General features: G+C 41.0%; 9 protein-coding genes. 5 read left to right on the forward strand and 4 right to left on the reverse strand.

The window, feature by feature from the left end; genetic code table 11:
- Positions 1 to 441: 441 nt before the first annotated feature.
- A complete protein-coding gene (locus TOL9009_RS0119035; protein ID WP_038296439.1) occupies positions 442 to 891 on the forward strand; it encodes a DoxX family protein in 450 nt (149 codons plus the stop codon).
- The gene (msrB, locus tag TOL9009_RS0119040) at positions 888 to 1,382 is read left to right on the forward strand and encodes a peptide-methionine (R)-S-oxide reductase MsrB (RefSeq protein ID WP_029634198.1); all 495 of its coding nucleotides are present in this window, start codon (positions 888 to 890) and stop codon (positions 1,380 to 1,382) included. The genes TOL9009_RS0119035 and msrB overlap by 4 nt, the downstream gene beginning before the upstream one ends.
- 54 nt (positions 1,383 to 1,436) lie before the next feature.
- Here the strand turns inward: msrB and TOL9009_RS0119045 are convergent, their stop codons facing one another.
- A complete protein-coding gene (locus TOL9009_RS0119045; RefSeq protein WP_144238275.1) occupies positions 1,437 to 1,892 on the reverse strand; it encodes a hypothetical protein in 456 nt (151 codons plus the stop codon).
- A gap of 624 nt (positions 1,893 to 2,516) precedes the next feature.
- On the opposite strand from TOL9009_RS0119045, the gene TOL9009_RS39705 reads away from it, so the two are divergent.
- The gene (locus TOL9009_RS39705) at positions 2,517 to 2,813 is read left to right on the forward strand and encodes a hypothetical protein (protein WP_038296440.1); all 297 of its coding nucleotides are present in this window, start codon (positions 2,517 to 2,519) and stop codon (positions 2,811 to 2,813) included.
- Positions 2,814 to 3,182: 369 nt separating this feature from the next.
- On the opposite strand, the gene TOL9009_RS0119060 is transcribed toward TOL9009_RS39705, so the two are convergent.
- Positions 3,183 to 4,211, reverse strand: a complete 1,029-nt coding sequence (locus TOL9009_RS0119060) for a VOC family protein (RefSeq protein WP_029634200.1) — start codon at positions 4,209 to 4,211, stop codon at positions 3,183 to 3,185.
- Positions 4,212 to 4,793: 582 nt separating this feature from the next.
- Here TOL9009_RS0119060 and TOL9009_RS47460 point away from each other — a divergent pair.
- Both TOL9009_RS47460 and TOL9009_RS39710 read left to right on the forward strand, forming a co-directional pair.
- Complete coding sequence (locus tag TOL9009_RS47460) at positions 4,794 to 4,964, forward strand: hypothetical protein (protein ID WP_186227597.1); 171 nt, start codon at positions 4,794 to 4,796, stop codon at positions 4,962 to 4,964.
- Positions 4,965 to 5,440: 476 nt separating this feature from the next.
- Positions 5,441 to 6,541, forward strand: coding sequence for a glycosyltransferase family 4 protein (locus tag TOL9009_RS39710; RefSeq protein ID WP_051502951.1), 1,101 nt, complete (start codon positions 5,441 to 5,443; stop codon positions 6,539 to 6,541).
- A 330-nt stretch (positions 6,542 to 6,871) separates the two neighbouring features.
- Here TOL9009_RS39710 and TOL9009_RS0119075 read toward each other — a convergent pair whose 3' ends face one another.
- Complete coding sequence (locus tag TOL9009_RS0119075; RefSeq protein ID WP_029634201.1) at positions 6,872 to 8,491, reverse strand: serine/threonine protein kinase; 1,620 nt, start codon at positions 8,489 to 8,491, stop codon at positions 6,872 to 6,874.
- Between the two features lie 328 nt (positions 8,492 to 8,819).
- The coding region (locus TOL9009_RS39715) for a BamA/TamA family outer membrane protein (protein ID WP_084763250.1) at positions 8,820 to 10,614 on the reverse strand (1,795 nt) is incomplete at its 5' end.

The raw sequence follows: 10,614 nt of genomic DNA on the forward strand, positions 1-10,614 counted from the left end.
AAACTTATTTTCAGTACGAGACTTAAAAACTCAATAGTTTTTAATAATTAGTTTGTGCCAAGTGTTTCAAAGTTTTCACAACTTCGTAAGCTTTTGCATCCCGCACTAATCAAGCGTATTTATATTATACAGCATCATCAACAATGATACGTTTGAAAAATCTGGGCAATATTACCAATATTTGCCTAGATATGCACAAAATTTATTGAGCAGCAGTCAGCCCCCCTTTTTAATTGTTGAAGAGGGGGGTGATTTTTTGCGATCGCACTTTTCTCTCCACGATAAAGCGAAAAGCGCATATCCGCTAAAGCTGCCAAGCTACTATTTAAGAAATTAGTTAAAGTTCCAGATTCACCTTTCCCCTTTTTTCCTTTCCCCTTTCCCCCTCCCAGATTGGTGAAGCAGGGAAACTGAAACTATGAACACAAAGCAGATAGTCAGATGCAATACATAAAAAAGAACAAAGAACTCTTACGTGTCATTCTTGCAGTATGTATCATAATAGTCGGAATAACGCACTTTACCGTTGCCGATCAATATGTGAGAATTGTACCGCCACAACTCCCCAATCCTTTGGGATTAGTTTATCTGAGTGGTTTTTATGAAATTTTAGGTGGTATCGGTTTATTAGTCCCACCTCTAAGTCAACCTGCTGCTTGGGGATTAATTGCTCTTTTTATTGCGGTTTACCCAGCTAATATTAATATGGCGGTCAATCATATCAAAATTGACCATATACCAGATTCAAACTTACTGCAAGCGATAAGACTGCCCTTACAAGCGGTTTTAATAGCTTGGGCTTGGTGGTATACAAAACCGAGCGATGGAGAAAAACAAGCTTCAATTATTCCCAAGTCTCTTATTCCTAAAGAACTGGAAACTAAAATATGAATAAACGCAGTTTTTTACAGGCTGGTGCAACAATAGTTGGCACCGCATGGTTATCACATTATTTACTAAACAGGTCAGAAGTTATGGCAATCTCAAATAACGAGTTTGAAGTTCAGAAAACTGAACAAGAGTGGCGTACTATTTTAACACCAGAACAATATAAAGTGCTGCGTAAACATGGAACTGAACCCGCTCATACTAGCCCGCTGGATAAAGAGTATGATAAGGGTACTTATCTATGTGCAGCATGTGATTTGCCACTTTTTACATCAGACACAAAATTCAATAGTGGCACAGGCTGGCCCAGTTTTTTCCAACCAATCGAAGGTGCGATCGCTTTCACCGTAGACAAATCATTTTTTATGACTAGAACTGAAGTTCATTGTCATCGTTGTGGTGGACATTTGGGTCATGTATTTGACGACGGTCCTCAACCCACCGGTAAGCGTTATTGCATGAACGGTGTTTCTCTCAAGTTTGTTGAAGGTTAAGTAGTGAGCGATTAATCGCTCATAATGGGCACTTTTCGTGCCCATTACAACTTGTTAGCAGCCAGTATTTGGCACAAAGACAGGAGACTGCCCCAACGGACGTGGTACGCACCTATTTCTGTTTAAAAGGTTCTGGTTTGGAATTGGGTTAGTTCTAATTCTATTTCCATTGTTCAGCCCTCCATTGACGCTTGGTATGATAAAATTACCGCCAGGACTAACTGTATTTTTATCAGTGGTAATGCGAGTTCCGTTTGAGTAATAGTAAGTCCTAGAACCGTCACCATTATTTATCGTCACGGAAGGATAAATTGTTGTTCCATTAGGGATATTAAGGGAACCATTATTATAAATGCGCGTTCCACTAGGGTAATTGAGCAAGTTGCCAGTACCTTGATAAACATTCGAGCTAGCTGGATTCTGCGCTATAGTTTCAGCGCTTGCTAACTTTTGAGTTGCTGCTAGTAAAAGCAAAGTAGATAAACAACTGACAATAAGACGTTTCATCATATTACCTCGCTCATTCAAAAGCATAATTTTTAATTTAAAGCAAACGTAATTAATACAAGTTCTATTATTTAGGATACTCCTTTTACTTACGTATAGGCTCTTGTTAGCAGCTTTCTGTCATAACCTGACTTTCGAGAGGGGGAAAGTGAAAATATTTTTCAGAAAACTCATGACTAAAGTCATAAATAGATCATGACTTTAGGAAGAATTATTTTTTGTATATATGAGCGAAAATAATACATAGGGTTATCTATTATTGTTAGCAGCAATTCTTGTTGAAAACTGAGAACAAGTAGTAAGTTTAAATTACTTATATTTACAGCAGATTGCGTTGTTCTTAAATATACGTAGAGACGTTCCAGCGCAACGTCTCTACAGGGTTTTGCGTTTGACGCATGTTCCTCATTTACCTGAAATCTGCTGTAATTATGAAAAAACTAAAAATGTGGCTTAAATTATTTAAATTCGTCTACTTGATTTTTATAGCAACTCTAGCCGATAAACTCACAGGTACAGATGAGTAAATATTAAAGCCTTTTTCTAGTCTTTCATGTTCTATAATCTGCTAAAAAAACGAGTTATTCTTCAATCTTTCAGGAGACTTTTAATTAAGTAACTGTCATTATGAAAAGAATTCTAACAACTTGCCTGATAGGTGTTTTGCTCACTTCTACTGTTTTAGCAAAACCAGCTTCTGCTCAAGTACAAGTAATTTTTGGAGGAGAAGATCGACGTGATTTTCGTCAAGATCAACGCGAGTGGCGTGAACGGCAACGTAGAATATATGAACAACGGCAACGTAGAATATATGAACAACGGCAACGTGAGCAACGCTATCGCTTTGAACGGCAACGTGACCAACGCGATCGCTATGAACGGCAACGTGACCAACGCGATCGACGTGATTATCGTCGCTACTAAAATAGTTTCAGACATTTGGGTAACACTGATTAATCCTTAAAATACCCACTGATAACGCCAAATCTTTTTTACAGAAAACATGTAGAGACGTAGCATTGCTACGTCTCTTTGAATCGAACAACGCATAATTCAATTCTACTTCTTGTGTCTAATTAGGGCTTGCTGAATAAGTCTTTAAAGCGAATCTAGAAGCCACACAGGTTACAAAATGGTTGTTCGTTGCTCAGTTTCCTTTCTTTACCTAGCGATCGCGCTTTGATTGTGCAAGGGTTTTGAGACTCTAGATGTTAAACAAGTGCATTTGTTTGGTGAAAAAAGGCTTAAACCCCTTATCTGGACTAGATTACACATTCATTCAGCAAGCCCTAATTAACTTTCTAACAACGTCCAGAAGTAGCCATCGGGAGCAACAAAAGAGAAACTCATCTCCCCAAATTCATTGCTAACAATATTTGTAAATTTTTGTACTTTACTTGCTTTAATGCGATCGAAATACGCATGTATTCCGCGCACACGATAAGTGTATAACGACATTCCTAAACAGCCTGGTTGCGCTTGCTCAAACCGCGACTCTAATTGTATAGAATTTGGAAAGCGAATAATATAAAGTCTGCCAGAACGTGCAGCCATAAAATCAGACGCAGAAGAACGGGGATCGTCAAAAGCAGTAACAATAAACTTTTCACCTTTATTTAAATCAAAAATCTCTCTACCCGCAAGAGAAGATTCATAACTAGTTTCAACATCATCACGCACTTTCAGCAACCCCAAAACTTCTTCATAAAACTTCAGCGTTTCCTTGCTGTCATCTTGAATGATCATTCCCATGTGAGTAAACTGACTAGTTTTAAAAGTAGCGCTAAGATTAATTTGTCCGTAATGTGGTAGGGAATAGCCAAAGCGTTGAAATAAAACTTGTCGAGTCAATGGTTGCAATAGTAGCATCTCTCGTACCCCCACCACCGGCTCAACAAAAGGACGACTTTTTCTGTCTTTGTTGTAAATAACTTCCCAATGCGGATTAGTGTAGCGGATAGACCAATTTGCTATTTTTGCCTCCTCTACATGATTTAAAATACTTAATACATCCGCAGTTAAAGTTGTTGCCCAGCGATTTCCCTTCGCTTTCATTGTTGTAGTTCCTAACCCTTCATTCGTCGGATTTTGCCAAATCATCAGCCGAATCAAACCATGATCGGCATTTAAGTGGTTTAGGCGAAGCGATCGCAAAGACGAATCTACCCCATATAATTGCTTTGCTGCTGCTGCGGATAATTCCCCCACTTCCCCGATACGATAGCCAAATTGCTGCCAATATTGAATTGCCGAAATTGGATCTGAGATACCAATGCAAACTTCGTAAATGCCTTGAATTGAAGGCGCTTGTTCTTGAATCATATCATTTGAGATTTTTGCTGATGTTAAATAATTTTAATTTTGCCAAAATAGATAAAATTGAAATTATCAGAAATTAGAAAAATTTTCTTACCAACTATTTTTATATCAGTTTTCGCGACGCTATTGCTGTTGTGGCAAATTCTGGCGATCGTAACGGCGTCGGTAATACAGCAGAACCAGGCTGGAGTTTGTGGCATCTGATATCATGTCCGTTTAATTAACAGTAATAAAAACATCGTAACGGTCGTAGAGACGTTGCGGCGGAACGTCTTTACAGTATGTGTAATTTACCGGACATCATATGATATCTTGCACCAATCTCCGTTAGCACCATACTTTCGGCAAGACGCGTGAAAATAAGTCAAACGGGAAATTATGATTCTTTTGTTGACACATGACGCAAGTTTTTTGTCAAGACCTTTGAGTGGAAAATTTATATTTTTTAGTGGTAGTATATTTTACATTTTTAAATATTTGTCCTATTTAGTGGAAGTGTTTTTTATAAGAGTGAATTTTATATTTTATCTATTAGGATTTTTCTTCCTAAAGATTAGATGTATGAAATTAACAAAAATGAACACTATGACGCTGAACAACTTCGAGGAAAATTCTTCTGTTGAAACTAGAACAGAGGTTCCAGCGACTAATCAACCGGTATCTATTTATCAACCAACATCATATGACTATTTAGCTTTATTACCAGCATTAATTACTGCTGTAACTCCATTAATTTTGGTTTTGAAGAAAAAATAAGACTTTAGGACTAGCCCTTTGAAGGTGCAAGTCGAAGATTTGGATTTTCTTCGTGACAGTACATTGAATCAACTTTGAGTCTTGAATTAAGCGATCGCCTTTCCCAGCTTATTGAAATATTTTGGCGAGCGATCGCTATTTATTTTCCCAAAATAAATTGATCCCTGATATGTTTAATGTTATTTATCATTGAGCCTAATCGATAAGCATTTATATCCAAATAACCAAAATATAATCCTCAAGATAGATGTAATAATTCAAAAGCACAAGTTAGGTTAATAACCACAGCCATGATATGATTGTGGCTCAAAGTAAATTTGGAGGTGAGGCTTAAAGGGTGAAGTTAGCCGGGGTTGCAGTGTTCGCACGCCTGAAGCGGTTAATTTGGACTTTCAGAAAAGGAGGCAAAAACTCTGAACTAAAGCATTTGAACCCTTTGACAATGACCAATTTACCTTCTGAACCAAAACAATTTTATGAAAATAGCTCAAGTAGCCCCTTTGTGGGAGCGAGTTCCGCCTTCAACTTACGGAGGAATTGAACTGGTAGCGAGTCGCTTAACTGATGAACTGGTGCGTCGAGGTCATGATGTCACATTGTTCGCCTCTGGCGATTCTCAAACTTTGGCTAAATTAGAAGCTGTTCATCCCCGTGCATTGCGCTTAGATGCAGACATTAAAGAGCATGTGATGTACGAAGTGCTAGAAATGAGTCAAGTTTACCAACAAGCAGGGGAATTTGATATTATCCATTCCCATGTAGGGATTTGGGCATTACCTTTTGCAACCTTAGTGTCAACACCCACAGTACATACCTTGCATGGCAGATTTACGCCTGATAACAGCAAAGTATTTTCTTATCATCAATCGCAACCATTCATCAGCATCAGTAACGCGCAGCGTCAATTAGAACTAAATTACGCTAGCACAGTTTATAACGGCATTAATCCCGAAGAATTCACCTTTTATCCCCAACCACAAGATCCGCCATATCTGGTATTTTTGGGTCGCTTTTCGCCAGAGAAAGGACCACAACATGCGATCGCGATCGCCAAGCAGAGTGGTTGGTGTCTGAAGATGGCAGGAAAAGTAGATGTAGTAGACACAGAGTTTTTTGAAAAAGAAATCGCCCCTCACATTGACGGTGAGCAGATACAATTTTTAGGCGAAGTTAACCACGCGCAGAAATCGGAACTATTAGGCAACGCAAGCATCACTCTCTTCCCCATTGCCTGGAGTGAACCCTTTGGGTTGGTAATGATTGAATCAATGGCAACAGGTACACCAGTAATTGCGATGAACATGGGTTCTGTGCCAGAAGTTATTGCTCACGGAAAGACAGGTTATGTCTGCCAAAGCTATGAAGAAATGGCAGCAATGATTCCCGCTACCTTAGAATTAGATCGTCAAACCTGCCGAGAACACGTAGAAAAAAACTTCAGCGTTACCCAGATGGTGAACGGCTACGAAGCAGTTTACCAGCAAGTTCTGCAAGAAAGCAACGCGAAGAAGTCTTCATCACTCTTGCAAGGTCAATTTTGGAATTCTCTTCTTTCCAGAAAGAAGAAAATAGCCTAATTGAGGGATGAGTGCTGGAATTAACGAAACCTTGAGATAGGCAAATTGTAGAGACGCGAAATTTCGCGTCTCTACTTCGTGGCGATGTATTTGATATTATGTCCTGATAATTAACATTAATAAAAATATGGCAACCCTCGTAGAGACGTTCCGCCGGAACGTCTTTACCCGGAACGTCAATACAATTGTAAGTAATAAAATTGATTTGATATTATATCCTGATAATTAACATTAATAAAAATATGGCAACCCTCGTAGAGACGTTCCGCCGGAACGTCAATACAATTGTAAGTAATAAAATTGACATGATATAACTCAAACGCCATATTTTCAATTTCCCTCATCCGCTGGCTTCTCATCCTTTTGAGATTGACTATCAGAAGAATTCTGCTTCAGTTCCTGTGTTGGTACAACGATACCGTTTGGTTCTTTCGGTGATTGCACTTGGGGTATGACTACAGAATTGGAATCTATAGGAGATTGACGTGATGGAGTTGCGCTATCAGAAGATGATTTGGTGGGGGAAGCGTTACGAGTTGAACGTACCGCTCGTAATTTCTCAACCAGAGATGGTGAAGGCGCCGCATCAGGTGTAGGTGAAGTTTCGTTGTTGTCGGATCGACGCCTGCGTCGCGGTTGTGGTGAATCGTTTGATGTCGATTCTTCTGTTTGTCTGTAAGTCCGTTTTGGTGTTTCATCATCATTAGCAACAGGACGAATGCGCTTGCGTCGTCTTGATGTGTATGTCGATGGGGATTCTTCTCGTGATGAGGACGAGGTGGTATTATTCTGTTTTCGGGTGGTAGTTTCTTTTATCTGCGGTGAGGGTGAAATCTGCACGGGACGCACTTCCGCAGAAGTATCATTAGTAGTAGGCTGTTCAAAAACTGGCTTTGCGGATGGTTGCGGCGGTTGAGATTTGTGAACTAGGCTGGTGATAGCAAAACCGATTGTGGCAGCTGTGAGTGCGATTCCACTACCAATCAAAACTTTGGCTGAACGAAGTTTTTTCAAATTGCCGGCTTTTGATGGCGCACTGGTATTATTTGCGGCAACGTCTGGAGGTGATGGGTATTGCTGGGTAGATAAATCGACAGTTGCAACTGTGTGAGTTGGTGTCAGTTGAGTTGCAACATTTAGCCCATTTGCAGGTAACGACTTTAACCATTCTGCGACTGTTGCGGGACGAAAGCGAGATTCTACCGCCATACCACGCATAATTGCTTGATTGACAGCAGCGCTTAGGTGCGGTTGTAGTTCGCGGGGGGAATGCATTTTTTCGCGATCGCGCAACAATGCAGGTATAGGAACTTGCGCTGTCAACAATGCATACAAAGTTGCTGCCAAACCATAAACATCGGTGGCTGGGCTGCGCGGTGCTTGCGTTAGATATTGTTCAATGGGCGAATAACCCTCAGAAACCATACCTGTATGAGTTTGCCTCACACCACCATTAAATTCTCGCGCAATGCCAAAATCAATTAGTACTACTTCCTGGGTTCCTTGGCGGAGGATAATATTATCTGGTTTCACATCGCGGTGCAGCAAACCGTTATTGTGTACCACCTCCAATGCTGCCCCAATCTGCCGGATATAATGAATTGCCGTCGGTTCTGGTAAAGGTATCCCTGGCAAAACAAATGCTTCGCCCAAGGTTTCACCGCGAATGTATTCCATTACCATGTAAGGCAGACCCGCTTCAAGAAAAAAGTCGCTTACCCGCACAATGTTCGGGTGGATACAAGTAGCTAATCGCCTTGCCTCATCTTGGAATTGCCGCTCAAACTTAGTAAAATCAGCATGTTGTCGCAGTTTATCATTGAGCGTTTTAATCACTACTTCGTGACGTAAGTAATGATGCGTAGCTTTGTACGTAATGCCAAAGCCCCCACGCCCGATTTCTTGATTGAGGGTATATTTTCCCCCCTGCAAAGTTGTACCTGCTAACATAGAAAATCCTAAGTACTGAATGAGCAGCTTGGCAGTGAGTCCTTGAGTGGGAAAAGCAAAAACCACATCGCCACAGTTCTGTCTTTGTTAATAATACAGTAGGCAACTGGGAACTGGGAACTGGGGGAGAAAAGGACAAGGGGACAAGGGGACAACGGGACAAGGGGGAATAATATCATGTCCGTTTAATTAACACTAACAAAAACCTATCTACCGTCGTAGAGACGTTCCGGCGGAACGTCTTTACATTGTAAGTAATAAACCTGTCATGATATAATTTCTACCCAATGCCCAATGCCCAATGCCCAATGCCCATTGCCCCATTCCCTTAAAAACGCTGACCTATACCGAAATGCAAGCGACTTTCTCCTTGGTCATTAATACCATAATCTGCCCTAATTAAACCCAAAGGTGAGTCAAGACGGACACCAGCACCATAACCAAAACCACTACCTGGTTTGTTACGGGCGCCAGCAGGATTTCCTAATACTGTATCACCAGTACCTAAGTCTGAGCCAAAGTCAGCAAACAGCACACCTCCCAAGATTGGCAAAACCGGGAAGCGATATTCCGCCGAAGCTAATACGTAAGTACGACCGCTGCCAACGTCTCCAGCATCATAACCGCGCACGGAATTGGGACCTCCTAAGTTAAAGGCATCATAAGGCGGTAAATCTCCAAGTACGGTGCCACCTTGGAGATTCAAAGCAAATACTTGTGGGTTCTTACTGTTATATAATTTTACTGGGAGAAACTGACTATAATTTGCCCGTAAGCGATTCATCGAAATGTTGCCTAAACCAATCGGAACTGATTGTTCTGTGCTGAGACTGAGAATCGAACCTTTGGTAGGATTAAAGGGGTTATCTCGTTGATCTTTAACAGCGGTGAAGGATACGGTAGCTAAATCGTCGATGCCAGTACCGCTAAAAGTTAGTGGATTTCCCTTTTCATCTTTTGGGGTAATTGTGCCATCGCGATCGCGTATACTAACACGAGTGTAATTAAATCCTAATGAAGTATCCCAATCGTCAATCGGTCGCTGTAAGCTTACACTACCACCAATTTTAGCTTCTCTGGGTCTGTCAGCGTTAGGTAGTTTGACATCGCCATCAAAAACGTCGGAAAGTCCGCGATTGCGAAAAGCGTTGATGCTGTAACCAAAGCGATCGGGATTAGTTATGCGATAAGGACTGCTATACTTCCCATCAAACAGAAGATCGCGGGCACCTACTTCAACATTCGCGCTCAAAGTATCGTTAATACCACCGACATTTCGGTCAGTATAGTTTAATGTACCGACAATTCCTTGATCTGCATTGTAATTACCACCGACGTTGATACCGCGTGCGCCAAGTTCTTTTAGTTGGTAAACTACATCAACCCCTGTCGCATCACCTTCTAAGGCGACATTAACATTTTCAAATATTCCTAGTTTATATAACTGCTGCAAATCTTGTTTCACTAGATTGTCTTGGAAAATTTGACCTGGTTTTAACTTTAGCTCTTGCCGCAAAAAATCTTCTTTGGTGCGTCCTTTAACCGGCTTACCTTTGCTATCAACGGTATTGCCTTCGTCGTTGACAAAACGAAACTTGACATTACTCACTAAACCTTCAGCTACATTTAAGCTCAAAATTCCTTCGCTGCTCGGTTTAATAGAGATAACCCTTCCCAGATTATAACCTTTGTCAGCATACCATTTATTAATTTGTTCCACTGCTTTCTTCAAAGCTTCCGGACTGATGGCTTTGCCGATTTGCGGTTGAAAGAGTGGCAAAACTACTTGGTAGGTAAGGGTTTTCGCGCCGGAAAGTTGGAGCGATCGCACGATCAATGGTTCCACTCGATACACCACACTCAATCCCCCCGGATTAGTAGTGGTATTTACACGAGCATCAGCGAATAAACCCGTATCCAAAATTGCCGCCACTTCTTGTTGTATCTGACTTTGACTGGTTTCTCCCCCAGTTTGGGTTTTAATTATGCTGTTAATTATTTGCTGCAATTCTGGAGTCGCACCAACTACCTGCACATCGGTAGCAGTAACGACTAAATCCTTTTCGTTAGGCGTGGGAGTGGAGGAGGGGGGGAGAGGGGGAGTGGAAGAGGGGGGGAGTGGG

Origin of the sequence: [Scytonema hofmanni] UTEX 2349 (assembly GCF_000582685.1) — a bacterium.
Taxonomy (GTDB): domain Bacteria; phylum Cyanobacteriota; class Cyanobacteriia; order Cyanobacteriales; family Nostocaceae; genus Hassallia; species Hassallia hofmanni.

Coding starts and splice junctions, on each gene's coding strand:
- TOL9009_RS0119035 (WP_038296439.1), top strand. CDS start 442: ATGCAATACATAAAAAAGAACAAAGAACTCTTACGTGTCATTCTTGCA.
- msrB (WP_029634198.1), top strand. CDS start 888: ATGAATAAACGCAGTTTTTTACAGGCTGGTGCAACAATAGTTGGCACC.
- TOL9009_RS0119045 (WP_144238275.1), bottom strand. CDS start 1,892: ATGATGAAACGTCTTATTGTCAGTTGTTTATCTACTTTGCTTTTACTA.
- TOL9009_RS39705 (WP_038296440.1), top strand. CDS start 2,517: ATGAAAAGAATTCTAACAACTTGCCTGATAGGTGTTTTGCTCACTTCT.
- TOL9009_RS0119060 (WP_029634200.1), bottom strand. CDS start 4,211: ATGATTCAAGAACAAGCGCCTTCAATTCAAGGCATTTACGAAGTTTGC.
- TOL9009_RS47460 (WP_186227597.1), top strand. CDS start 4,794: ATGACGCTGAACAACTTCGAGGAAAATTCTTCTGTTGAAACTAGAACA.
- TOL9009_RS39710 (WP_051502951.1), top strand. CDS start 5,441: ATGAAAATAGCTCAAGTAGCCCCTTTGTGGGAGCGAGTTCCGCCTTCA.
- TOL9009_RS0119075 (WP_029634201.1), bottom strand. CDS start 8,491: ATGTTAGCAGGTACAACTTTGCAGGGGGGAAAATATACCCTCAATCAA.